General features: G+C 60.1%; 23 protein-coding genes and 1 tRNA gene. 16 read left to right on the top strand and 8 right to left on the bottom strand.

Going from position 1 to position 24,574, the window contains the following annotated elements:
• Positions 1–138 precede the first annotated feature (138 nt).
• The 10 genes from E4662_RS12130 to E4662_RS12175 all read left to right on the top strand — a co-directional run bounded on the left by E4662_RS12130 (position 139) and on the right by E4662_RS12175 (position 10,911).
• Positions 139–1,608, top strand: coding sequence for an ABC transporter substrate-binding protein (locus E4662_RS12130; RefSeq protein ID WP_136441842.1), 1,470 nt, complete (start codon positions 139–141; stop codon positions 1,606–1,608).
• A gap of 50 nt (positions 1,609–1,658) precedes the next feature.
• On the top strand, positions 1,659–2,510 hold the full coding sequence (locus E4662_RS12135; RefSeq protein WP_168797964.1) for an HNH endonuclease: 852 nt from the start codon (positions 1,659–1,661) through the stop codon (positions 2,508–2,510).
• On the top strand, positions 2,510–3,400 hold the full coding sequence (locus E4662_RS12140) for an alpha/beta fold hydrolase (protein WP_136441844.1): 891 nt from the start codon (positions 2,510–2,512) through the stop codon (positions 3,398–3,400). The genes E4662_RS12135 and E4662_RS12140 overlap by 1 nt, the downstream gene beginning before the upstream one ends.
• 50 nt (positions 3,401–3,450) lie before the next feature.
• Positions 3,451–4,395 (top strand): ABC transporter permease, encoded by a 945-nt coding sequence (locus E4662_RS12145; RefSeq protein ID WP_136441845.1) that lies wholly within the window; start codon positions 3,451–3,453, stop codon positions 4,393–4,395.
• Complete coding sequence (locus tag E4662_RS12150) at positions 4,392–5,207, top strand: ABC transporter permease (protein WP_136441846.1); 816 nt, start codon at positions 4,392–4,394, stop codon at positions 5,205–5,207. The genes E4662_RS12145 and E4662_RS12150 overlap by 4 nt, the downstream gene beginning before the upstream one ends.
• Positions 5,204–6,799: an ABC transporter ATP-binding protein gene (locus E4662_RS12155; RefSeq protein WP_136441847.1), complete on the top strand. Its 1,596-nt coding sequence runs from the start codon at positions 5,204–5,206 to the stop codon at positions 6,797–6,799. The genes E4662_RS12150 and E4662_RS12155 overlap by 4 nt, the downstream gene beginning before the upstream one ends.
• Positions 6,789–8,225 carry an aldehyde dehydrogenase family protein gene (locus E4662_RS12160; RefSeq protein WP_136441848.1) on the top strand — a complete coding sequence of 479 codons (1,437 nt, stop codon included), beginning with the start codon at positions 6,789–6,791 and terminating at the stop codon, positions 8,223–8,225. Before E4662_RS12155 ends, E4662_RS12160 begins: the two co-directional genes overlap by 11 nt.
• A 78-nt stretch (positions 8,226–8,303) precedes the next feature.
• Entirely contained in the window at positions 8,304–9,032 is a 729-nt protein-coding gene (locus E4662_RS12165) for an SDR family NAD(P)-dependent oxidoreductase (RefSeq protein WP_136441849.1), read from the top strand.
• Between the two features lie 12 nt (positions 9,033–9,044).
• Entirely contained in the window at positions 9,045–9,785 is a 741-nt protein-coding gene (locus E4662_RS12170; protein ID WP_136441850.1) for an SDR family oxidoreductase, read from the top strand.
• A gap of 121 nt (positions 9,786–9,906) precedes the next feature.
• Entirely contained in the window at positions 9,907–10,911 is a 1,005-nt protein-coding gene (locus tag E4662_RS12175; RefSeq protein ID WP_136441851.1) for a P1 family peptidase, read from the top strand.
• Here E4662_RS12175 and E4662_RS12180 read toward each other — a convergent pair whose 3' ends face one another.
• From E4662_RS12180 to E4662_RS12205, 6 genes are all read right to left on the bottom strand, one after another.
• Positions 10,912–11,697 carry an SseB family protein gene (locus tag E4662_RS12180; RefSeq protein ID WP_136441852.1) on the bottom strand — a complete coding sequence of 262 codons (786 nt, stop codon included), beginning with the start codon at positions 11,695–11,697 and terminating at the stop codon, positions 10,912–10,914.
• Positions 11,681–12,277, bottom strand: coding sequence for a uracil-DNA glycosylase family protein (locus E4662_RS12185; RefSeq protein ID WP_136441853.1), 597 nt, complete (start codon positions 12,275–12,277; stop codon positions 11,681–11,683). Before E4662_RS12185 ends, E4662_RS12180 begins: the two co-directional genes overlap by 17 nt.
• Before the next feature lie 52 nt (positions 12,278–12,329).
• Positions 12,330–13,994: a KpsE/RkpR family capsule polysaccharide export protein gene (locus E4662_RS12190; RefSeq protein ID WP_136441854.1), complete on the bottom strand. Its 1,665-nt coding sequence runs from the start codon at positions 13,992–13,994 to the stop codon at positions 12,330–12,332.
• The gene (locus E4662_RS12195; protein ID WP_136441855.1) at positions 13,972–14,631 is read right to left on the bottom strand and encodes an ABC transporter ATP-binding protein; all 660 of its coding nucleotides are present in this window, start codon (positions 14,629–14,631) and stop codon (positions 13,972–13,974) included. The genes E4662_RS12190 and E4662_RS12195 overlap by 23 nt, the downstream gene beginning before the upstream one ends.
• 160 nt (positions 14,632–14,791) lie before the next feature.
• Complete coding sequence (locus tag E4662_RS12200; protein ID WP_136441856.1) at positions 14,792–15,817, bottom strand: permease; 1,026 nt, start codon at positions 15,815–15,817, stop codon at positions 14,792–14,794.
• Entirely contained in the window at positions 15,810–16,175 is a 366-nt protein-coding gene (locus tag E4662_RS12205) for an ArsR/SmtB family transcription factor (protein WP_136441857.1), read from the bottom strand. Before E4662_RS12205 ends, E4662_RS12200 begins: the two co-directional genes overlap by 8 nt.
• Positions 16,176–16,402: 227 nt before the next feature.
• Between E4662_RS12205 and E4662_RS12210 the strand changes: the two genes are divergently transcribed.
• Positions 16,403–16,492, top strand: a tRNA-Ser gene (locus tag E4662_RS12210).
• 649 nt (positions 16,493–17,141) lie between these two features.
• Here the strand turns inward: E4662_RS12210 and E4662_RS12215 are convergent.
• Positions 17,142–18,176 (bottom strand): LysR substrate-binding domain-containing protein, encoded by a 1,035-nt coding sequence (locus E4662_RS12215; RefSeq protein ID WP_206080289.1) that lies wholly within the window; start codon positions 18,174–18,176, stop codon positions 17,142–17,144.
• Between E4662_RS12215 and proX the strand changes: the two genes are divergently transcribed.
• From proX to betC, 4 genes are all read left to right on the top strand, one after another.
• Positions 18,175–19,131 (top strand): glycine betaine/L-proline ABC transporter substrate-binding protein ProX, encoded by a 957-nt coding sequence (proX, locus tag E4662_RS12220; RefSeq protein ID WP_136441858.1) that lies wholly within the window; start codon positions 18,175–18,177, stop codon positions 19,129–19,131. The two genes, E4662_RS12215 and proX, sit on opposite strands and share 2 nt — an antisense overlap.
• A gap of 63 nt (positions 19,132–19,194) precedes the next feature.
• Positions 19,195–20,214, top strand: coding sequence for a quaternary amine ABC transporter ATP-binding protein (locus E4662_RS12225; protein WP_136441859.1), 1,020 nt, complete (start codon positions 19,195–19,197; stop codon positions 20,212–20,214).
• A 10-nt stretch (positions 20,215–20,224) separates the two neighbouring features.
• Entirely contained in the window at positions 20,225–21,142 is a 918-nt protein-coding gene (locus tag E4662_RS12230) for an ABC transporter permease (RefSeq protein WP_136441860.1), read from the top strand.
• A gap of 3 nt (positions 21,143–21,145) precedes the next feature.
• Positions 21,146–22,639 carry a choline-sulfatase gene (gene betC, locus E4662_RS12235; protein WP_136441861.1) on the top strand — a complete coding sequence of 498 codons (1,494 nt, stop codon included), beginning with the start codon at positions 21,146–21,148 and terminating at the stop codon, positions 22,637–22,639.
• A 550-nt stretch (positions 22,640–23,189) separates the two neighbouring features.
• Here betC and E4662_RS12240 read toward each other — a convergent pair.
• Positions 23,190–23,531, bottom strand: a complete 342-nt coding sequence (locus E4662_RS12240; protein WP_136441862.1) for a RidA family protein — start codon at positions 23,529–23,531, stop codon at positions 23,190–23,192.
• Between the two features lie 123 nt (positions 23,532–23,654).
• On the opposite strand from E4662_RS12240, the gene E4662_RS12245 reads away from it, so the two are divergent.
• Positions 23,655–24,557 (top strand): LysR family transcriptional regulator, encoded by a 903-nt coding sequence (locus E4662_RS12245; RefSeq protein ID WP_136441863.1) that lies wholly within the window; start codon positions 23,655–23,657, stop codon positions 24,555–24,557.
• Positions 24,558–24,574 lie beyond the last annotated feature (17 nt).

The raw sequence follows: 24,574 nt of genomic DNA on the forward strand, positions 1-24,574 counted from the left end.
ACTCTCCTGCCTTTCGGCCAGCGCTACCCAGCCGTCATGGCGCAACTTTGGCAAGAGCCGGGCATTTCCACGCCGGGGCTTGATTGAAACCCGCGATGGGGGAACACTCGGGATCAGAAAACTCGGGGAGCCCAAGCCATGACCTTTCGCCTGACCCTTGCCGCAGCACTGCTCAGCGGCACCGCAGCCCTTGCACAGCAGACCGATCTGACCATCGCGCTCCAGTTGGAGCCGCCGCATCTGGACCCGACAAGCGCCGCCGCCGGGGCCATCGATTCGGTGCTGTACTCGAATGTTTTTGAGGGCCTGACCCGGTTTATGGCCGATGGATCGGTGGAACCGGGCCTTGCGGAGCGTTGGGATATTTCCGCCGATGGGCTGACCTATACTTTCCATCTGCGGGAGGGCGTCAGCTTTCATGACGGCACGGCGATGGACGCGGAGGATGTGAAATTCTCGCTCGATCGCGCCCGCGCCGAGGACAGCCAGAACGCGCAGAAGGCGCTGTTTGGCGGGATCGCGATGGTTGAGGCGAGCGATCCCAGGACCGTCACGGTCACGCTGAGCCAGCCGGACGGGAACTTCCTGTTCAACATGGCCTGGGGCGACGCGGTGATCGTGGCCCCCGAAAGCATCGAGGGGATCAAGCAGACCCCCATTGGCACCGGCCCGTTCAAGTTTGACACCTGGACCCAGGGCGACAGCATCAAGCTGGTGCAAAATGACAGCTATTGGGGCGAGAAGCCCGCGCTGACCGAGGCGACGTTCAAGTTCATCTCGGATCCGACGGCGGCCTTTGCCGCGATGATGGCGCAGGACATTGATGCTTTTGCCGGCTATCCGGCGCCCGAAAACCTGATCCAGTTCGAAGCGGACCCTCGCTTTCAGGTGCTGACCGGCTCCACTGAGGGGGAGACAATCCTTTCGACCAACAACAAGATGCCGCCGCTTGATAACGCCAAGGTGCGCGAGGCGATTGCCCATGCGATCAATCGGCAGGACATCATTGATGGCGCGATGTTTGGTCTTGGCACGCCCATCGGCACGCATTTTGCGCCGCACAATCCCGATTACGTCGATCTGACCGGCATGTCGTCGTATGACCCCGAGAAGGCGAAGGCTTTGCTGGCCGAGGCGGGCTTCCCCGATGGCTTCACCACCACGCTGAAACTGCCGCCGCCGTCTTATGCGCGCCGGGGCGGAGAGATCATCGCGGCGCAGCTGCGCGCGGTGGGGATCGAGACGGAAATTACCAATCTCGAATGGGCGCAGTGGCTCGAAGAGGTGTTCCGGGGCAAGGATTTCGGGCTGACAATTGTCTCGCACACGGAGCCGTTTGACATCGGCATCTATGCGCGGCCCGATTACTATTTCCAGTACGACAACCCGGCGTTTCAGGAGCTGATGACAACGCTCACGGCAACCACGAACCCCGAACAGCGCAGCGCGCTCCTGCGGCAGGCGCAGGAGATGATCTCACGTGATTACGTCAACGGCTACCTGTTCCAGCTGGCCTTTCCGACCGTGGCGGATGCGCGGCTCAAGGGATTGTGGGAGAACCAGCCGACGCAGGCGACCGATCTGACCGGCGTGAGCTGGTCCGAGTAGTTTGGTTTAACCAGTCTACTATGTGCGGACTGGTTCACTCGAGGAAAACTATGCTTGTAAACAGCCTTCAAGAGATCAGAAACAACCTTTTCTACTTAGAGGCCGCCCGCCGCGAACCGATCGCACAAAAGACGTACCGCGCCCTTATCTCTCGAGGGCGCGTGTTTCTACCTTACATGGCTTCCAACGCAATAAATTTCGCACCTTCCAGATTCATTGGGTACGCTTCAAATTCCTTTACACGACACGAGGCGAATGCTTCAAAGCACGGTTGGGATACCACTGTATCAATCAGAAAAATCATCTCTGAAACACATCCTCGACAAATATACAACCAACCCAACGAGCCGCTTGAGATCGCTTTTCTCAAATTTTGTGAACGCAACGGCATTACCGCACTAAATCAGAAGCGCACGTATTGGAAACTACCGGAACATATCGCGCTTTCAGAGGAGAGTTCTGCACGAAACCTCATGGATTTCGAAGTATCTCGCCTTGAAACAACGGTTCGGGATCAGATCTCCAAAGCGCGCGTTGGCCAAGGGAAATTTCGATCAGAAGTTCTCCGGCGGTATAAGTCCTGTTCGGTCACAGGTGTCAATGATCCCATATTACTCACGGCAAGTCATATCAAACCATGGTCTCAGTGCTGGCAGTCCCCGACGGAAGCTCTTTCGCCAGACAATGCTCTTTTACTATCGCCGACTTGGGACCGCCTGTTCGACACAGGACTGGTAACTTTCCAAGAGTCAGGCCGCGTAATGCTGTCAAAGTGTTTAGACAAAGAAGACTTCACGAAGCTTGGGCTCAATCCAAGCGCTAGTGTCTCCCTAACCAAAGCGCAAAATCAATTCATGGAGTTCCATCGGTCCGCTGTCTTTCGTAAACACACCGTTCTCTGATGACATTGCAACGACTGTCTCATATCCCCGGTTTCGAGGCCCATCGGGCCACGCCGAACGGCGTTGAGATTGCCTATGAGCGCGGCGGCAAAGGCCCGCCGCTGCTCTTGCTGCACGGCTTTCCGCAAACCCGCGCGATGTGGGCGCATATCGCGCCCGTTCTGGCGCAGGACTACACCGTGATCGCCGCCGATCTGCGCGGCTATGGTCAGAGCGGCAAGCCGAAGGGCGTGGAAAACTACAGTTTCCGCGAGATGGCCGGTGACATGGTGGCTCTGATGCGGGATCTGGGGTTTGCGCAGTACCATGTTGTGGGTCATGACCGGGGCGCGCGGACGAGCCATCGGCTTGCGCTGGATCATGCGGAGGCCGTGCTGAGCCTGACGGTGATGGACATCGTCCCGACACACCTGCTGCTCAGTGAGCTGACCATGGGCGTGGCCAAGGCCTATTATCATTGGTTTTTCCTCGCCCAGCCGGAGCCTTTCCCGGAAGGCATAATCGAAGCCGACCCGGACGGCTATTACGAGTCCTGCCTGCTGGGATGGGGCGCGGCAAAGCTGTCCGATTTCGACCCGGAGCAACTCGACGCTTATCGCGCGGCCTGGCGGGATCCGGAGACCATTCGCGGCATGTGTGACGACTACCGGGCGGCATTAGAGGTGGATTTCGCGCTGGATGCGGCTGATCTGGACAAGCGGGTGAACTGCCCGGCGCTGGTGCTTTATGGCGGGGATGGTGCGATGGCCAAGGCCTATGACGTGCCGCAAACCTGGGCGGATCGTTTGAGCAGCATGCAAAGTACCGCCATCCCCGGCGGGCATTTCTTCCCCGATCAACACCCGGAAGAGACGGCGCGGGCGGTTCTGGATTTTCTGCGTGGTCTCTGACGCGTGCAACCCGCTGGACCGCAACGAAAACCGCGCTTAGGCTCCGGGTTATGCTGGTCTACCTCACGCGCCGACTGACCTCTTTGATCCTCAGCCTCGCTGCGGCGTCTTTGGTGATTTTTCTGGTGGTCGAAGTCGCGCCGGGGGATCCGGCGAGCTATATGCTCGGCATCAATGCGCAGCCCGATACGGTGGCGGCTCTGCGTGCGGAACTTGGCCTCGATGTGCCGCGTTGGCAGCGGTATCTGAGCTGGGTTACGGGGATGCTCAGCGGGGATTTTGGCACATCCTACACGTACCGTACGCCGGTATCGGGGATGATTGCAGACAGGCTCTGGGTCTCTCTGCCGCTGGCGCTGTACGCTTTGACGCTGTCCACACTCATCGCCCTGCCCGCCGGGATCATCGCCGCTTCGCGCCGGGGCAGGGCGGCGGATGTGGGGGTGATGGCGGCCACGCAGTTGGGCGTGGCGGTGCCGAACTTCTGGTTTGCCATGCTGCTTGTACTGCTGTTTGCGATCCGGCTCCAGATCATGCCATCGGGCGGCTTTCCCGGATGGGAGGACCCGGTGCAGGCCATGAAGGCGCTGACCCTGCCTGCCATCGCGCTCGCCCTGCCGCAGGCGGCGATCCTCGCGCGGGTGCTGCGCTCGTCATTGATTGATGCGCTGGGTGAGGATTACATCCGCACCGCCCGCGCCAAGGGCCTCACACGCGGGCAGGCGCTGTGGCGGCATGGCTTGCGCAACGCGCTGATCCCGGTGCTGACCATCATTGGCCTGCAATTTTCCTTCCTGCTGGCAGGCGCGATCATCATTGAACAGGTGTTTTACCTGCCGGGCCTCGGGCGGCTGATCTTTCAATCCATTTCGCAGCGCGATCTGATCGTGGTTGAATCGGTGGTGATGCTGCTGGTCTTTGCGGTGATCCTGGTGAACTTCATGACCGATCTGGCCTACGCCATCGTCGATCCAAGGTTGAGGCGGCGCGCATGAACCGGACGTTGATCCTCGGCGCGGCCTTGTCGCTGCTGTTTCTGGGCGGCGCGCTATTGTCCTTCGTCTGGACGCCATACGACACCGAAGCGATGGTGATCGCCCAGCGCCTGAAGCCGCCTAGCGCGGCGCATCTGCTCGGCACGGACCATTTTGGCCGCGATATTCTCTCGCTGATCATGGCGGGCGCGCGCACCTCGATTGCGGTGGCCTTGGTTGCAGTGGGGATCGGCATGGGTTTTGGTGTACCGCTTGGCCTGATGGCGGCGGCGCGGCACGGAGGGCTGGTGGATGAGCTGATCTCGCGCGCCAACGATCTGGTTTTTGCTTTTCCGAGCCTTGTCATTGCCATCCTGATCACCGCCATTTTTGGCCCCGGCGCGGTCAATGCGATCATCGCCATCGGGATTTTCAACATCCCGGTGTTTGCCCGCCTGAGCCGGGGCGCGGCGCTGTCACTTTGGTCGCGGGATTTCATCCTCGCGGCGCGCACCGCCGGGAAATCCAAGGCGCGGATCAGCGGTGAACATATCCTGCCCAACATCCTGAACTTGCTGATCGTGCAAGGCACCATTCAGTTCTCCCTCGGCATTCTGGCCGAGGCGGGGCTGTCCTATGTCGGCCTTGGCGCGCAGCCGCCGGTTCCAAGCTGGGGACGGATGCTGGCGGATGCGCAGACCATGGTGGCGCTTGCGCCGCATGTGGCCTTGATGCCGGGGTTGGCGATTGTGTTCATGGTGCTGGGCCTGAACCTCATGGGGGATGGGCTGCGCGATGCGCTTGATCCCAAGCTGAAGGTGCTCCGGACATGACGGGGGTTTTGCTCGACATTCAGAACCTGACGATCCGCGCCCATGGCAAGCCGATCCTGAACGGCATTTCCCTGCCTCTGAAAGCCGGGGAAATCACCGCGCTGACCGGCGAAAGCGGGTCTGGCAAATCTATGACGGCGCTGGCCTGCATGGGGCTGTTGCCAAGCGTGATGGACGCCTCCGGGACCATTCAGTTCGAATGTCAGAACCTTCTGGAGATGCCCGAAAAAGCGCTGACGCAGGTGCGCGGGCAGCAGATCGGGATGATCTTTCAGGAGCCGATGACGGCGCTCAATCCGCTGCACACAATCGGGCGGCAGGTGGCCGAGACGATCCGCATTCACGCGAAGCCGCCCAACAGGGCGGAAGAGCAGGCGCGCGCGGTGTTGCGGAAGGTTGGCCTCGACATGCCGCTCTCGCGCTATCCGCATGAGCTTTCCGGGGGGCAGAGGCAGCGCGTCGCGATTGCCATGGCGATTGCCCTGCGCCCTGCCCTGTTGATTGCGGATGAGCCGACAACGGCCCTTGACGTGACCACGCAGGCGCAGATCCTCGATCTTTTGAAATCGCTGGTAAAATCCGAGGGCATGGCCTTGATGATGATCACCCATGATCTCGCCGTGGTGGGTGAAATGGCCGATCACATCGCGGTCATGCAATCGGGCAACATCGTCGAACATGCGCCGACAGCCGAGCTGTTTGCCCGGATGCGGCACCCCTACACCCGCGCGCTGTTTGACGCCTCCTGGCACAAGGCACAGCTGCCTGAGGCCGCCTCGGGCACGCCGCTCCTGAGCGTGCGCGGCATCAACCGGGACTACCCCCTGCCCCGCCCGCGCCCCTTTGCGAAACGGCCTGCGTTTCGCGCGGTCAACGGTGTCAGTCTGGAGATCAACACCGGCGAGCGCGTTGGTTTGGTGGGAGAGTCGGGCTGCGGCAAGTCCACGCTGACGCGCGCCATTCTCGGGTTGGAGCCCATTCAGGGCGGCGAGATCACCCTGAACGGGGAACCGGTCTTCACCCACGGCAGGCCGAACCGCGATGTGCAGCGGCAGATGCAGGTGGTTTTTCAGGACCCCTACGGCAGTTTCAACCCGCGCCACCGGGTCTCGCGGCTGATCACTGAACCATTCCATCTGCTGAACAAACCGCCCGTCGGGGCGGAGCGCGAAAGGGCCATTGCCGAGGCGTTGACGGCGGTTGGTCTCACGCCGGACGATCAGCACAAACACATCCACGCCTTCTCCGGCGGCCAGCGCCAGCGCATCGCCATCGCCCGCGCGCTGATCATCCGGCCCAAGCTGATCCTGTTTGACGAAGCGGTTTCGGCGCTGGATGTGCGGGTGCGGGCGACGATCCTTGATCTGATGGCCGATCTCAGCCGCGAATATGGGCTGACCTATCTGTTTATCTCGCACGATCTTGGCGTCGTGCGCTCCATCACGGACCGTGTTCTGGTCATGCAAAAAGGCCGGATCGTCGAAGAAGGCCCGACCGAGCGGGTCTTTGATGCGCCCGAGCACCCCTACACGCAGAACCTGATCGCCGCCGCGCCGCGCTTGCCTGACATCGGAGACTTCCATGCTGCCTGATCTTCCATTTGATCCCTCTCATATGCTGATCGGCGGGGCATGGGTGCCGCCGGGCGAGACGCTGACCCTCTCCAATCCGTCGACGGACACGCCGCTGTGCCAGATTGCCAAGGCCAGCGTCGCGGATGTGGACACCGCTGTTCATGCCGCCGAGGCCGCGCGCGATGGCGTTTGGGGACAGGAAACGGCCTTGGAGCGTGGGCGGCTTCTGACGCGGTTGGGGCAGCTAGTGCTGGAGCATGTGGACATCCTGACAACCCTTGAAGCGCTCGACGTGGGCAAACCCGTGACCCAAGCGCGCGCCGATGCCGTCGCCCTTGCCCGCTATTGCGAGTTTTATGGCGGCGCGGCGGATAAAATCCACGGTGCGACGATCCCCTATATGGACGGCTACACCGTCTATACCCTGCGCGAGCCGCATGGGGTCACGGGCCATATCGTGCCGTGGAATTACCCGATGCAGATCATTGGCCGCTCTGTCGGGGCGGCACTGGCCATGGGCAATGCCTGCGTGTTGAAACCGGCGGAGGATGCCTGCCTGACCGCGCTTTTCTTTGCCTGGCTGGCGCAGAAAGCCGGGTTGCCGGACGGGGCGCTGAACGTGGTGCCGGGTCTTGGGCGCGAAGCCGGGGCCGCGCTTGCGGTGCATCCGGGCATTCAGCACCTGAGCTTTACCGGATCGGTGGCCACCGGCAGCGCGGTGCAGATCGCGGCAGGGGCAAACGTGGTGCCGGTGACGCTGGAACTGGGCGGGAAATCGCCGCAGATCGTGTTCGAGGATGCGGATTTGGATGCGGCACTGCCGTTTCTGGTGAATGCGGGCCTGCAAAATGCCGGGCAGACCTGCTCGGCTTCGTCGCGCATATTGGTCCACCGCTCTCGGTTGGCAGAGGTCGCAGAGCGCATGGCCGAGGCCTACCGCGCCAAGCGTATCGGCGCGGCGATGGAAGACCCTGACATCGGGCCACTGATCAACGCTCGGCAAAGGTCCCGGGTAGAGGCCTTCTTTGACAAGGCAAAGGACCTGCCTCTGATCGCGGAATGCGTCGCCCCGGATGGGCCGGGCCATTTTGTTGCCGCGCGGCTCTATGGTCCGGCCCTTCCGGGGCATGCTTTGGCGCAGGACGAGATTTTTGGCCCTGTGCAAGTGATCATCCCCTTTGACAGCGAAGACGAGGCCCTGAAGATCGCCAATGGCACGGAGTACGGGCTTGTGGCGTCGGTCTGGACCGAAAAAGGCGCGCGGCAAATGCGGCTCGCCAAGGCGCTGCGCTCGGGTCAGGTGTTCATCAACAACTACGGTGCGGGCGGCGGGGTTGAACTGCCTTTTGGCGGGGTCGGTAAAAGCGGGCATGGGCGAGAAAAAGGCTTTGAAGCGCTCTACGGGTTTTCGACGTTGAAGACCGTCGCGGCGCGGCACGGATGATCTTATGAAAATGGTATACCAAATTTCGCTGGACCTGCTTCGCGCCCCCGGCCAATGTGATGGCAAGGAGGACTGGGCATGAGATTTGAGAACCGCAAAGCTATCATCACCGGAGGCGCATCGGGCATTGGCCTCGCCATTGCGCGGCGCATGGCCTCGGAAGGCGCGCGCGTGACGCTCTGGGATATCAGCGCCGAAAACCTTGATGCGGCTGCACAGGACGGGCTGCGCCCGCGTCAGATCGACGTGACCGACGCGGCGGCGGTAGAGGCAGGCATGGCGGAGGACATGCAGGCCATGGGCGGGCTCGACACGCTGGTGTGCTCAGCCGGGATCACCGGGCCGAACACCACGGTGATCGACTATCCGTTGGAGGATTGGCTGAACGTCCAGAACCTGAACGTCAACGGGCTGTTCTACTGCAACAAATATGCCGCCGCGCTGATGCGCCCGGGTGGCTTTGGCCGTATCGTCAACATTGCCTCTGTTGCTGGCAAGGAAGGCAATCCGAACGCCTCGGCTTACTCGGCCTCAAAGGCGGCGGTGATCGGGCTGACGAAATCCCTAGGCAAGGAACTGTGCGACACGGAGATCACAGTCAACGCCGTCGCCCCTGCCGCCGTGGAAAGCCCGATTTTCGATCAAATGACGGCAGAGCACATCGCTTACATGAAATCGAAGATCCCGATGAACAGGTTTGGCACGCCCGAAGAGATTGCCGCTATGGTGTGTTGGCTGACCTCGGCGGAGGCGTCTTTCACCACCGGAGCGGTGTTTGATCAATCGGGCGGGCGGGCCACGTATTAAAGGAGAGAGACGATGCGTTTGGAAGGCAAATACGCCATTGTCACCGGGGCGGGCTCCGGCTTTGGGGCCGGGATTGCGCGGCGCTTCATCTCTGAAGGCGCGCAGGTCATGGTGGCCGATATTCGCGAGGAACACGCGCGCGGCGTGGCCGAGGAATACGGCGGCATTGCGCATACCGTGGATGTTGCCGACGGGGCCAGTGTCAGCGCGATGATGGAACGGGCGGTCGATGTCATGGGGCAGGTCGATATACTGGTGAACAATGCCGGGGTCACCCATCTGCCCGCGCCCCTGGAAGAGATCAGCGAAGAGGATTTTGACCGCGTCATGGCGGTGAACTGCAAGTCGATCTACCTCGGCGCGAAAGCGCTTGTGCCGCATATGAAGGCGCGCGGGAGCGGCAATATCCTTAATATTTCCTCGACTGCGGGCCTCTCGCCGCGTCCGAACCTGAACTGGTACAACGCCTCAAAGGGCTGGGTGAACACGGCGACAAAGACCATGGCGGTTGAGCTGGCCCCCTTCGGCCTGCGGGTAAACGCGCTCAACCCGGTCGCGGGGGAGACGCCTCTGCTCAAGAGCTTCATGGGGGAAGACACGCCCGAGATGCGGGCCAAGTTCCTGTCGACCATTCCGCTGGGCCGGTTTTCCACGCCCGAGGACATGGCCAACGCGGCGCTGTACCTCTGTTCGGACGAGGCCAGCATGATCACCGGCGTCTGCATGGAAGTGGACGGTGGAAGGTGTATCTAGGACGAGAAACTCCCATGTTTTTCGGCCAGTGGCCAAGGTCGCTTTTTCATGAGATGAAAATGACGACGGCCACGCCCTCGACAATCGTGGTGCGGTTGCACCCATTCAAGGAAACAGACCCATGCGCCCCGGCCCCAAGAACCTGATCACCGACATCGCGGGCTTGCGCGTTGGCAATGCCGCGGATCTCGCGATCAAATCCGGCACCACCGTTCTGACCGCCGATCAGCCGTTTACCGCCTCGGTTTGCGTCATGGGCGGCGCGCCGGGGACGCGGGAGACAGATCTGCTGGCCCCGGACAAAACCGCGCCGGGGGCCGATGCGCTTGTGCTGTCGGGGGGCAGTGCCTTTGGGTTGGCGGCGGCGCAGGGGGTCATGGACGAGTTGCACCGTACCGGGCGTGGCTTTCCGGTGTTGTCGGCGCGGGTGCCGATTGTGCCTGCCGCGATCCTGTTTGATCTCCTGAATGGCGGCGACAAAGACTGGGGCGAAAACCCCTATCCGGCGCTTGGGCGGGCGGCTTTGCAAAATGCCGACGAGACCTTTGAAATCGGCAGTCACGGCGCAGGCACCGGCGCGCAGACTGCGCAGCATAAAGGCGGGCTTGGCTCGGCCAGCGTGGTTCTGGACGATGGCACGACGGTTGGCGCTCTGGTCGCCGTTAACCCGATGGGCAGCGTGACAACGCCGTCGGGGCGGCATTTCTGGGCGGCACAAGCCGAGATGGACAGCGAGTTCGGAGGGCTTGGGCCTGATCCTGCGGTTGGGTTTCACCCTCTGCCGCCGAGCAGGAAGCTCGCCGCCATGGCCGCGCTTGGGAACACGACCATCGCGATTGTCGCCACGGACGCGGCGCTCGACAAGGCGCAGTGCCACCGCATGGCCACGGCGGCGCATGACGGCATGGCCCGCGCCATTCAGCCCAGCCACAGCCCGCTGGATGGCGATATTGTCTTTGCGGCGAGTACGGGAACGCGGGCGCTGGACGCGCCCGAGGTGCTGCTGCCGATGATGGGTCATGCGGCGAGCCTCTGCCTTGCGCGGGCGATTTCGCGCGCGGTCTGGGAAGCGACTCCGGCGGACGGGGATACCTTGCCGACTTTGAGGCAGGCGCTTTTAGCGTGATCAGCGCAGGATCGGCGGTTTTTCCGGATCGCTGCCGGGCGCGATGCGCTCGACCTCTGCAGGCTGCTCCGGCTCCGGCAGATCAAAGCGCAGGGCGACCCCGGCGATTTGCGCGGCCAATGGATCGTTGTCCGGCAGGAACACAACATCGAGCGCCCCGGCTTCGAGACCGGAGAAAACCAACGCTTCATTGATAGCCTGCGCCAGGGCGTTTTCGGCCCCCGGCACCGCGCCGGTGATCCCCAGCAGATGCCCGCGCGCGCCGCCCTCGTAGGTGACCTCTGCAAGATAGGCCTTTCGGGCAAGCCCGGCGGCGGTGGAGAGCTTGGCATCGAGGGCGGTCAGGAGCTTTTCCGGCAGGTTGCTCGGGGCGGCCACGGTTTGCGGGCGGGCTTCGTCTTCGGATGGGCCATGGTCGAGCGTTTCAACCAGCCAGCCCAGCGCCGTTTCCGGCAGCAGGATGGAGGAAGGCGCCTGTTCGAGGTTCAGCGCAACGCCAATGCCCTGCCCCACCAGCATCCGCGCCAAAACCCGGCCCGAAAGCGCCACGTAAGGCACGGCGCGGCCTGCAAACCCGGACAGACGGTCCTCAAGGTCAAATGCGAGAACAAAGCGGGCGTCCTGCACGTCGAAGATTTCCGGCGTGACGTTTTCGCCCTGCGGCTCTTCGGCCAGCATGACAAAAAGCTCCGCATCCGCGAGTCTCTCATAGAAGCGCAGGCGCGCGGCATCGTCATCCGGCGCGGCTTCCATCGCTGCGTGGGCGGTGTCAATCGGGGTTATCATGGCGCATCACCTCTGCAACGCGGGCCCGCAGAACCGGCAAGAGCTCGGCCTCGAACCAGGGGTTTTTCTTCAGCCAAGCGGTATTGCGCCAGGACGGGTGGGGCAAGGGGATGATGTGCGGAAGATGGTCGCGCCATGCGGCGACAGTGGCCGTCACGGGGCCGGCCTTGGGCAAATGATACTTCTGCGCATAGCCACCCACGGCGAGGGTGAGCGCGATGTCTGGATAGGCCGCGAGCAGTTTGCTACGCCATGTCCGCGCGCAAATCGGCGGCGGCGGCAGGTCCGCGCCCTTCCGGTAGCCGGGAAAGCAGAAGGCCATGGGCAAAATGGCGACGCGGGCCTCATCGTAGAAGGCCGCGTTATCCAGACCGAGCCAATCGCGCAAACGGTCTCCCGAAGGGTCCGTGAAGGGCAGACCGCTTTCGTGCACACGCGCGCCCGGCGCCTGACCCGCGATCAGGAGCCGCGCGCTGGGCAAGCCGCGAAACACCGGACGCGGAGCATGGCCGGTTTCGGTGGCGGCAAACCGGTCAGCGCAGAGCTGGCAGGCTCGGATGTCGTCGGCAAGCGGCTGCATACACTGATCATAGCCCAGCCTGACGCAAGTCAAAACGGCCGGGCGTTCACGATCAGCTGGTCACCTGCTCGCGCAGGATCGAGGCGGTCAGGGAGACCATCAGGTAAGCCCCGGCAAAGATCAGGAAGGCGAGGATCGTGTTCTCGAACTTGCGCGGATAACTCGGGTCCTCGGAGGCGACCGGTTCCACGGAGGTGGTCAGATACCGCGCCTGCGTGTCCGCATCCCGGCGCGCCTGTTCGAGCCGTTCGAGAGCGGTTTGAAGCATGAGATCGCGGGTCGCGAGATCAGCTTCGGCCAGTTGGATCTGGACCGCTTTTTCGGCCAGCGAGTCCTCGCCCGAGGTGGCAGAGGTCATCTGGGAATTCAACTCGACCAGGAGCGCCTCCAGACGCCGCACATCGCCTTGCGCGCCTTCAACCTTGGCGCGGTTGGGGCGGGCGTTGTCGAGCAAAGCCTGAAGCTGAAGCCGCTTTTCCTGCAATTGCAGCTCATAGGTGTTGATCTGGGTTCGCAGCGCGGCAATGCGGCCCTGCGGATCAAGGATGTTTCCATCCTGTTGCAAACGAACAAGTTTTTCCTGCGCTTCGCGCCGGGCGTTGTCGGCGTCGATTAGCCCCTCTTCGGCGTCCTTGACCGCGTTGGAGCGTTTGCGCAGCGAGAGGGCATCGACCCGGTCTTCGGCGTAACCGATCAGCGCGCGGCTGAATTCGGCGGCAGTTTCGGCGTCGGCGGCCATGATCTCCATGCGGATCACACCCTCCGTGGGATCGTAGCCGATCTCGATGTTCTGCTTGTAGAGCTTGTAGGCCTCTTCGTTGGAGGGCGTGTCCGGCAACCGCTGAATCGGATCAATGAACTCTTGCGTGTAGTGCGCCTTGAACCCCACGTCCTGATCGAGCCGCAGCATGGCGTCCTTCGACGTCAGGTAACTTTGCACCGCGATGGCGTCCTGATTGGTGGCGAACTGGGTACCGGAGAAGAGCGAGCCGACCGCACCGCCGGAGTTTTCCGCCTTGAGGATGAGAAACTCCGACTTGGTCGAGTACATCGGCGTTGCGACGAAATAGAAATAATAGCCGGCGATCAACGTCGGCAGACCGACGAAGAAGGCAAGCCGCGTGAGCAAGAGCAGCATTTTCTTCCGGCGGCGACTGGAGAGATCCTTCTGGATCTGCATGATCTCGGCCGCGCGGCGCTCTGCCGGGCTGACGGTTTCGGTGCTGGGAAGCTGGGGTTTCTTTTCAACGGCAACGGTTTGCGGGAGGTGCACCTTGGCCTCGGACCGCGCGGTTTGCGCGGCAGGATCGGCGGCAGGTTTGGCCTTGCCATCCGGCTCCGCCACCACAAGCTCAAGCGTGCTTGCCCGCTGGAACGGATCAATGCCGCGCGCACGCAGCAGGCGCACCGCGTCGAAATCGGAGGTGGGCGCGAGGCCGTTCTTTTGCGCGACACGGCGCGCCATACGCAGCTGCCTGCCGGTCAACCCTTCGCGGCGGATCGCCTCGATGTCGGTCTCACCGGCAACCTGGGCTGCGCTGTCGACCCGACCGCTGCGGGCCGGGGGCTCTTTGGGTTTTGCTTCGGGGCGAGGCGCGGGATCAGGGCGCACCGCGCTCGCCTGCGGCGCGGCGTCCACAGGCTTGGCCGGAGCATCTGCCCCGGAAACCGGCTCCTTGCGGACGCGGAATTTCTTAGCCTTGGGTTTCGTAGTCATAGAGCTGCTTCGCTTCTTCCAAGGTTTCGAACATATGCAAGCGCCCGTCCATCAGGACGGCGGCTTTGCGGGCGAATTTCTCAAGGATATTCGCCTGATGGCTGACAATGATGATTGTCGTGGTGCGCAGGCGTTCGGCCAGAACATCGCCCGCCTTGCGGTTGAACTCCACATCGGTGGAGTTCGGCATGCCTTCGTCGATCAGGTACATGTCGAAATCGAGAGCAAGCATCAAAGAGAAGGTGAACCGCGCACGCATGCCGGAGGAATAGGTGCCGATGGGCTGATCGAAATACTCCTCCAGACCGCAAAGCCAGCGGCAGAAGCTTTCGACATAGTCTGGATCAAGCCCGTAGAGCCGCGCGATGTAGCGGGCATTTTCCCGCGCGCTGATTTTCGAGATCACACCGCCCATATAACCCAGCGGGAAGGAAATTCGGCACCCGCGCCGAATCTCGCCCTCGTCCGGCTTTTCCAGACCGGCCATCATCTTGATCAGGGTGGTTTTTCCGGTGCCATTGGGCGCGAGAATGCCCAGAGATTCCCCCAGATCAACACGGAAAGACACCCGGTCAAGGATCACCTTGCGCTGGGTGCCGGTCCAGAAGGACTTGCTGACCGTATCGAATTCAAGCATTTGGGTTGCCCCGGGTTTTACCCACACACAATCCCCTATTGGGGTTTCGATTTAGCTACGGGTTAAATTTGTTCACATTATGGCCTTGTCGGGAAACAAAAACAACGCGAGGCCAAGACTGAGCCCCGCGTTGTGAACAGTTTACCGTCTTTGGAGGCGGTTAAGCGTAGATCCCCCATGCGCTCCCGGCGATCAGAGCGCCCAACAGGGCAAAGCCAAGATAGGCGGCAAAGATACGCGGTTTGACCAGGGCCCAGACCGCGATGGCGGCCGGAATGCTGCTGACCCCACCTGCGAGGACAAAGCTCATGGCGGCACCGGGCGCCATCCCCTGCGACAGGAGGGCATCGACGAGGGGCACGGCCGCATAGCCATTGAGATAAGCCGGAGCGCCGACGAGAGCGCCGAGCAGGATCGGCAGGAAACCGGAGCCACCAAGAACCGCCGCGATAAGCTCCGCCGGGATGTAATGCACCATGACGGCTTCGATCACATAGGCGAGCGTCAGCCATTTCAACAGGAAGACCGCGTTGGTCAGGCCGGTTTCACGAAAGCTTTCGCGCCGCTCCGCCTCTTTCCAGAAGGCCCAGACAGGCGCACCTTGGAACGGTTTCTTGACACCGCAACAGCCGCCAACCTGCGGCTTTTCGCGTAAGGGATCACGGAATACGGGGGTCGACGCAAAGAGCATCGTACCAAACCCGCCAAGCAGACCGAGGAAGACGGATGCAAAGGTTTTGGCAATGGCGAACTCGAACCCAAGCGTGCCTGCGGTGATGGCAAACATCGCCGGGTCCATCAGGGGCGAGGCCAGCCAGAACGCCATGACGGCGCTCAAGGGCGCACCGACGGCCAAGAGCGCGGCAATAAAGGGAATTACCTCGCACGAGCAGAACGGTGACAGCCCGCCGAGAAGCGCGGCAAACAGGATCATGCGGGTTTCGCGCCCTTCGAAGGCCCGCGCCAGCAGATGCTCTGCGCCCGTTGCCTTGAGATAGGCCACCGCCAGCACCGCAAAGACGATGAACGGCAGCGTGTTCCAGATCGCAGTGACGGCGAACTGGAATGTCGGCATGAATTGTGGCCAATCCAGCAGCGCGACCAAGGCGAGGATCACGAGGCTGGCGATCCATGCTTTCTCGACGCGCGGCCAGGAACGCGGAGGTTGGGATGAGGTTTCAGCCATTTTCCGGCTCCTTTTCGGATGCGCTATCATCGGCGCAGGTCACATCGGCGCAGCATTCCTTGAGCAGGTATTCGGACAACGCCTCTACCTCCGCATAAGCCGCCCCGGCACAGATGATGCTCCGGCCAGACCGCGCCTGGCTCACAAGCTCCGCGGCGGCGAGTATTTTCAGATGATGGGTCAGGGTGGACCCGGTGATGCCGCACCGCTCGCCCAAAGCCCCCATGCTCAGACCGTCGGGACCGGCCCGGACGAGCGTTTGCAGAACAAGAAGACGTTGCTCAGAGCCAAGCGCCGCGAATTTCGCGGCGGCCTGTTCAGGAGTGAGGGTGGTTGGGTTCAGATCATTCATTTTCATGATTCTAGAAATATCGAATCGTCCGCGTTTTGCAAGCTTTATTTCGACACCCTTCGAAATGAATGCAGAACGCGCGTCCCTGCGCGCTGGTTTGAACTCTTCACGCACCTCAGCGGGATGGCGCGGGCCGCACTTTTCGCGGATCGGAGCTTGACTTGGAAAACTTGTGAGATTGCTGTCGGAATGTGGGTTGCACCTGCCTTGAAGCTTTTGCTAAAGGGGTCGACGGAGAGGTGGCCGAGTGGTCGAAGGCGCACGCCTGGAAAGTGTGTAGGCGGGAAACCGTCTCGAGGGTTCGAATCCCTTCCTCTCCGCCACACATCTTTTATTTTGTTGGAAATTTCTGGCGATCAGCCGTTCTACCCGCCAAACAGCCCTCCTATAAAATCGCGATTGATTGCGACCGATTGAAACTTAACGCTACTCGCGCGAATGTTCCTTCGGAGAAACGTCCCCCCTGGGCATCGAACAACTGACATTCTTGATGCCCATCAAACGGCAGAACAATTTGCATATGGCGAAAGTCTGCTTTAGCAGGCCGCACCGTAGCATCCCATATTACCGATAAATAGCCGGGTTGGGCGTCAACAGTCACCTTCAATATGTGAGGTTCGCGGTGTTGCCCTTGAGTTCGAGCCCATAGCGTATTCGGTTTTTGAACCTGCCGTTACAAAATACACACAGCGGTTAAAGATCCAACATGCCACTGAAAAGCCACAGAAACTTGGCGGGAGATTAACGGGTTCCAGGTCCATACGATAGTAACCCCAGGAAGAGGGTACGGTGGTATGAATGCGCCCGAAAACGTTAATGCCAAGCTTCAAGCCATCAGAAAGGTGGTACAAGTTCCAAACATCTTCGAAAACTTCGTCACCGAGATCTGGGTCAAAGTTGTATGGCAAATTCTCCGGGCTGAAATTGACCTCGATAACCTGATCTCCTCGCATGGTTCCCTTGAAGGGGTAGTCACCCGAATTGAGAGGTGATACTCGCCTGATCGCGGATCCAATCACAAAACGTGTTCGCATCCTGACGGCTCTTTGTGGCGTCTATGAGATAGAAGAAATCCCTCTCGATTTCTGGAAACCCCACCAACTTTATCAACGAACCATCTGACAGGTTCGGATCGACCAACGGGTTGCCAGCGAGGGCAATGCCCTGCCCCGCAATCGCCGCCTGAAGCATATTGATGTAAGTATTCAACACAACACCGCTGGATTCAGGTGGTGGAGTGACATCGCATTGCCGAAACCAGTTGGGCCAGCGCGCGCCGGGGCGGTAGATCCCTGATAGGTGTAAAAGGTTTTCCTCGAGCAGGTCTTCCGGGGAAGAGAGTCCCGTGCGCGGCCTGTAGTTCGGGCTGTAGACGGGGAAAACCCGTTCGCGCAGAAGAGGCGTTACCTTTTCCCACAAGGGAGGCGTTTTGGAATACCGTATTGCTACATCGATTCCTTCCGCTTCGAGATCGAGTTTGCGGTCGGACACGACCAGATTCAGCTCGATTTCAGGATGTTGGTTGCTGAAGTCGACCAGGCGCGGCATCAGCCAATAGGTCGCAAACGCAGAGGTCGTGGTCACGGTCAGGCGCGTGTCGCCCGCCCGAACGGCTGCACTCTGCAAGGCCGCGGCGATCTGGTGCAATGCCGGAGAGACCTCGGCTTCCAGCGCACGCCCGACTTGAGTCAGCGTCACCTTGCGGTGATCCCGATAAAACAGTTTGGTGCCAAGCGTCTTTTCCAACTCGGCAATTTGGCGACTGACCGACACCCGCGTGACCCCCAGATCTTCGGCGGCTCTTGTAAAGTTGTTGTGTCGGCATGCCGCGTCGAACGTAATGAGATGTGGTAGCTTGGTAAGGGTTTTGCGTAAGTTTGCCATAACACTCTGATTAACACTTTGCACCGGATTTTGGAACTTCACAGCGCGTCTTTTCTGACGAACCATGAAGGCGAGGATCAGCTGCGGCCCCGACTTGGACCCGCAATCATGGGAGAATATCATGAAACACTTCACCAAATTCGCGCTGGCAACAGCCCTGTCTGCAGCACTGGCCGCTCCCGTCATGGCCAACGATATGCCTGGCAAAGGCGTCACGGTTTCGCCGATCAAGGGCTCACCTGCCAATGCCTGGTTCCAACACATGGTTGTGCAATTGGGTCTCGAGGCACTGGGCTATGAAATGGAGGAAACGCTCGAAGCCGACTTCCCAGCGGTGCACCTGGCTGTTGCCTCGGGGGACGCGGACTACACGTTCAACCATTGGAAACCCCTGCATAACGGGTTCTTTGACAAGTCCGGCGGCGAGAGCGTTATGACCCGCGTGAATCCGGCGATCAAAGGGGCGGGCCAAGGGTTCTTCATGGATAAGAAAACAGCCGAAGCCAATGGTATCACCAGCATCCAACACCTGAGCGACCCGGCAGTGGCCGCCCTGTTTGACGCAGACGGGGATGGGCGTGCGAACCTGTCGGGCTGCAACCCCGGTTGGGGCTGCGAGATTGCTATCGAAGATCATCTCGACAACTTGAAGCTACGCGACACGGTGCAGCACGACCAGGGCAGCTATTTCGCAATCATGGCTGACACGATCACTCGCTATAACGAAGGCGGCGCAATCCTGTATTACACTTGGACCCCGAATTGGATCAGCGACGTGCTGTTGCCGGGAACCGATGTGGTGCAGATTGGTGTGCAGGATGGCGGCGATCTCGCCCCGGGTTTTGCTGTGAACGACGTCTACATCGTCGCCAACAACGACTTCCTTGAAGACAACCCTGTCGCGGCGAAGTTTTTCGAACTGGTCGACATTCCGATTGGAGCCGTGAACGCAGCGCAAGTCAAACTGCGCGACGGGGAAAACTCTTTGGACGACTTCCGCCGCCACGCTGAAGATTGGGTTGCCGCCAACCAGGCGACTTTTGATGGCTGGGTTGCCGAAGCCGCCAAAGCCAACTGATACCTCCCTGCAACTCCCGGGCGCGGTGTTCTCCGCGCCCGCTTTTTCGAAGGGAACAGCGCCATGAGTGAAGCGCAAATCGAATGCCGTGATCTGTGGAAGATTTATGGGCGCAGGGCCGACGAGGCCATGAAGGCGGTTTTGTCCGAAGGGTTGAGCAAAGAAGAGGTGCGCGACCGGTACGACTGTGTTCTCGGTGTGCGCGACGCCAGCTTCAGCGTCAAAAAGGGCGAGATCTTCTGCATCATGGGCCTCTCGGGCTCGGGCAAATCCACGCTGGTGCGCCATGTAAACCGGCTGATTGAGCCGACATCGGGCGAGATCCACGTTGCGGGCCAGCGCGTTGACACAATGAACGAAAACCAGCTGCGTCAGCTCCGGGCAGAAACAATCGGCATGGTGTTCCAGCATATGGCGCTCTGGCCGCATCGCACCTTGGGCGACAATGTCGGCTTCGGTCTTGAAGTTCGAGGGGTCGACCTGGAGCAACGCCGCAAGGCATCCGAAATAGCACTTGAGGCGATGGACCTCGGCGGTTGGATCGACCACTACCCAGATCAGCTGTCGGGTGGCATGCAGCAACGGGTGGGTCTTGCGCGCGCATTGGCCGCCGACCCGGAAATCCTGTTAATGGATGAACCCTTCTCGGCGCTTGATCCCCTGATCCGGCGGCAGTTACAGGACCAGTTCCTCGACCTTTCGGCGCATATGGACAAGACCACGCTGTTCATCACCCACGATCTCGACGAGGCGATCCGTATGGGTGATCACATTGCCATCATGAACGATGGCGAGATCGTGCAGATCGGCACGCCTGAAGAGATCGTGACCAACCCCAAAGACGACTACGTCGCTGAATTTGTCAAAGGCATCAGCCGCGTTGGTCTGGTCCGTGCGGAAACAATCATGGACAAGCTCGACGGGCGCGAGCCCACCGGAAAACAGGTCGGGCTCAACGCTGAACTGGGCGAGATCATCGAACATTTCATGGAAGATCAATCACCCGTCACCGTGATCAGCCCGGATGGGCCTGCGGTGGGGCAGATCACCATCAAATCCGCCCTGACGGCCTTGCGCGGATAAGGAGACGATCATGGAACTCTGGAACATTTTCGACACCGAATGGGTCCCGGTCGGCGCGTGGGTCGAAAGCCTGCTGCAATGGGTCGTAGCCAACTTCCGCTTTATCTTTCAGGCGATCAAAGTCCCGTTTGACATTGTTCTGACCGGCCTTGAAGACGGGCTGACCCAAGCACCGGACCTCTTGATCCTGACGCTCATCGTGCTGGTTGCCTGGCAAGCAGGTGGCCGCAGGCTGGGTCTGATCTCGCTGGCCTGCATGACGGCCATCGGGTTGATGGGCGCGTGGGAAGAAAGCATGACCACGCTCTCCATCGTTCTGACCTGCGTGGTATTCTGCTCGCTGATCGGGATCCCTCTGGGCGTGGTTGCAGCCAAGAACAATCGGTTCTGGATGATCCTGCAGCCGCTTCTCGACTTGATGCAGACCATTCCATCCTTCGTTTATCTCGTGCCTATCGTGATGCTGTTTTCTATCGGCAACGTTTCGGGCGTGATTGTGACCTTCATCTACGCCCTGCCACCGGTGGTGCGTCTGACCAACCTCGGCATCCGACAGGTGCGCGCCGACATGGTCGAAGCCGCGCGGGCCTTTGGCGCCTCGAACCGCCAAACGCTCTACAAGGTAGAATTGCCACTGGCGATGCCCACGATCATGGCGGGTGTGAACCAGACAATTATGATGGCGTTGTCGATGGTTGTCGTCTCCTCGATGATCTCGGTGACGGGTCTGGGCCAGATGGTGCTGCGCGGCATCGGGCGTCTCGACATGGGGCTGGCGACGGTTGGCGGGCTGGGCATTGTCTTCCTCGCCATTGTCATCGACCGCACCTCGCAAAGCTTCGGTATCTCCGCGCGCGATCGCGGGCACAAGAAATGGTACGAGACCGGCCCCGTTGGCGCTGTCCGTGGCCTGATGAAGAAGGGATAAGCCATGACGGATCGCCCAAACATTCTGTTCATCCAAGTCGATCAGCTTACTGCCGGAGCCTTGCAGTCATACGGCGACAATATCTGCCACGCGCCGACTTTGGATGCCCTGGCCAATAACGGCGTCGTCTTCGAGAATGCCTACTGCAACTTCCCGCTTTGCGCCCCATCTCGGTTTTCCATGGCCACAGGGCAGCTCGCAGGCAAGGTGGGCGCCTATGACAATGCGGCGGAATTCTCGGCCGAAATCCCGACCTATGCCCATTACCTTCGCGCCGCTGGGTATCAGACTGCGCTTTCGGGCAAAATGCACTTCATCGGTCCGGATCAATTTCACGGCTTTGAAAAGCGCCTGACGGCGGATCTCTATCCCGCTGATTTTGCCTGGGTTCCAAACTGGGGCAATGAAGGCAAGCGGGACACCAACGATCCAAGGGCGGTGCGCATTGCAGGCATCTGCGAGCGCTCGGTGCAAATCGACTATGACGAAGAAGTTTCGTTCAAGGCAGTGCAACACATCTTCGACGTTGCGCGCTCAGACGACGACCGCCCCTTCTTCCTTCAAGTGTCCTATACGCACCCTCATGAACCCTATCTCTGTCGCAAAGAGTTTTGGGACCTCTACGAGGGCAAGGACATTCCCATGCCGAGCGTGGGCGCTCTGCCGGAACAAGAACACGATCCACACTCTGCGCGCCTACTGAAGGATTTTGGCATGCTTGGCATCCAGTTCAGCGATGAGGACATTCAACGGGCCATCCGCGCATATTACGGATCCATCAGCTTCATCGACTCTTTGGTTGCCCGTGTTCTGAATGCACTGCGGGCCACGGGAGCAGACAAGAACACCATCATCCTGTTCACCTCGGACCATGGTGAGATGCTGGGGGAGCGCGGCATGTGGTTCAAGAAGCACTTCTTCGAGAAATCCCTGCGCATCCCCCTGATCATGTCTGGCCCCGGCATCGCCCCTCAAAGGGTGCAGGAACTGACGTCACTCGTCGATCTGGTGCCGACCTTCAACGCAATTGCGGGAGTTGAAGAGGAAAGCGAACCACTGGAGGGAGTCGATCTGGCAACTTTGACCGACTGTGGCAATCCTGAACCGGCACGTGCTGTCTATGCAGAGTATCTCGCTGAAGCCACTCCAGTGCCAATATTCATGATCCGTCGTGGCCCCTACAAATTCATCTCATCGTCACACGATGGAGAACTACTGTTTAACCTCACCAACGACCCGGACGAGCGCGTCAATCTTGCTACTGTCGCTGAGCATCAGGAGGTTGTCTCCCGTTTTCGACAGGAGGTCGCCGAGAAATGGAACGAAGAAGAGCTCACCCGTGACATTCTGTTGAGCCAAAAACGCCGGGCAGTCGTACGTGACGCCATGGGTAAAGGTGAAAAACAACGCTGGAACCACGGGGAAAGCAGCAAGGATCAAGTCATCTGGTATCGCGGTGAGCAAGGCTACAATGAGTGGGCGTTTGAGTATATCTGAGCAGCGACATTTTTTGTGTGGGGGGCAGATCACTTGAAAAAACTTCTTTACCGACGCGCAAAGGAAACTGGACCGGGAATAACAACAGAAACGAAACGACGCGAAGATATCTGTATTCTCTCGAAGTCACTCTTGGAACGGGTTCCCTCCCATGGCTCGACAATAAATATGTCGGCTCGGACGGACGATGACTGATTGCTGGCAACAGACCTTGCGACACATCTTGGCTAATGTCGGCTCGCAGCCCAAAGCAGACGTGATCTGCAGGTTGCTTCGCGCGTGCAGCATCCACAGGAGGGCGGAAAGTGTGATTTCGCTGCAGGAGCGAACAAGTCCGGCCGAAAGGTTGGAAGCCGACGTTCAATTGGAAGCTGTCCCAGCCTCCATTCAGAATTGACGTAAGCCGGCATCCAGCACGTTTTACGATGTGCCGCGACATACACCTGTGTCAGGTTTCGAAAAATGCGGCCAGGCGAAGAGCGGTCTTCCTCAAGGCTACCCTGCCTAAAAAAGAAAACCCGTGAAACCGGTCACGGCCCGAGTTGCGGCGTTAATCGCAAGCGGCATATACGATGAATTCGACCTTGTATTTTTCTTTTGCCAGTTTTGCCTCTCCACAGGCCCGTGCAGGGGCATGTCCTTCGGGTACCCACGCGTTCCAAACCTCATTCAGGCCGTCAAAATCGCTCATATCGGCAAGCCAGATCGTAACGCGCAGCAGCTTTTCACGTGAGGAACCTGCCCGCTCCAGAAGATCATCCACGTTCTTCAGGCAGGCACGGACCTGATCCTGGATGGTGTCGCCTTCGGCTACCTGCCCGGTCAAATAGGCAACACCGTTGTGTTTCACGATTTTGGACGACCGTATACCGGTGTCAATGCGTTCGATCATTTCAGTTGCTTTCCTTGTGCATGACTGATGGGGCGACATCGCCCTCGGATGACGGCTACATGGACTTGAGGGGCGCCTTAAGGCAAACGTAAAAAAGTGAAAAGTAATTCAGGAGGGCTGAAGTTGACGATCAAGCTGGAAATGCTCAAATACTTCGTGGCTGTAGCACAGCATGGCAGCCTGTCCGACGCCGCCGATGCTTTGGGGCGCACGCCTTCCGCGGTCTCGATGATGCTCAAGCAATTCGAAGTTCACATCGGCGCGCCCTTGTTTGAGACCGCGCGGAAATCCCGGCTGACCCCGCTGGGAGAAATGGTGTTCGAAGAAGCCCGGCGCGAGGTTGGGCATTTCGAAAACACGGTTTCGGTTATCGAAGGAATTTCACGCGCGGAAATGGGGTATCTCAGATTGGCCGTCACACCGTCGATCGCGACAGCGATATTGCCGAAGGTCATTCACGAATTCACGGCGCATCATCCCAAGGTCCAGATCGATATTCGGGACATGGATTCGGAAGCGATTGCCCGGGAACTTCTCAGGGGTCGGGCCGATATCGGGATCGGGTCTCTTCCCCAATTTGAAGGCATGGCCCGGCAAGAGCTGTTCAGTGATGCCTTTGGGGTGGTCTGTCGCAAAGACGATCTGCTGGCGCGGGACTGGCCGCAACTGACATGGACCAAGATGGGCAAGGTCAATCTGATCGCCAACGGCCTTTGCGAACAGATCACCGACCCTGGTTTCGTCCAGTTGCTGACCACATCGCGCCTGCGGGTACCTAATACCACGACCCTGTTGGGGCTGGTACGAGAGGGGGTGGGCATCACTATCCTGCCCCGCCTTGCGGTTTCCGGCCTGGTGGACGATCTTGCTTTTCTGCCCCTGACCGACGTGACCGCGCGGCGCAGCGTTTTCATGGTCTCCGCCCCTAAAAACATTCTGATGCCTCCTGCCAAAGCGTTTCAGGCCACCATCACCAAGATGATGCGCGACGGGAGCTTTCCTCAAACTTCAGAAGGACTGAAGTAAATTTCAATTATTTCTGA

Source organism: Pacificoceanicola onchidii (assembly GCF_004804335.1).
Taxonomy (GTDB): domain Bacteria; phylum Pseudomonadota; class Alphaproteobacteria; order Rhodobacterales; family Rhodobacteraceae; genus Pacificoceanicola; species Pacificoceanicola onchidii.